Source organism: Bradyrhizobium sp. Kon58 (genome assembly GCF_055807455.1).
On record NZ_JBVVOT010000264.1, the window covers coordinates 1 to 328 of the forward strand.

1 pseudogene is annotated in these 328 nt (G+C 62.2%); it reads right to left on the minus strand.

The annotated features are described in order from the left end of the window. Positions 1 to 328: pseudogene (locus AC0L20_RS40405) on the minus strand (hypothetical protein); the annotation flags it as partial.

A 328-nucleotide genomic window follows, 5' to 3' on the forward strand; every position in this document is an offset into this window, starting at 1 on the left:
GGCCGCGTGAAAACCTGATCACCGACTCCATCGGCGACCTGATCAATGATCTGCTTGCCGCCATTGGCCCCAAGGACTACGCGAAAAACTATGCTGGCGAAGCGTTCGGCGGCCTGCTCAAGAACGTCGCCGACACTCTGGGTCGGCGAGGCATAGGCGACGTAGTTGGAGTCCTTGTAGAAGCCCGACCACTTGCTGTCGCTCAAGTCGGCCATGCTGTTGACCGCAAGCCCACCGAGGCTGTGGCCGCTGACCACTACGTCGTGGCCGCTCAGGCCGTGGGCACCAGCATAGTCGGCGGCCTGCTCAAGAACGTCGCCGACTATGC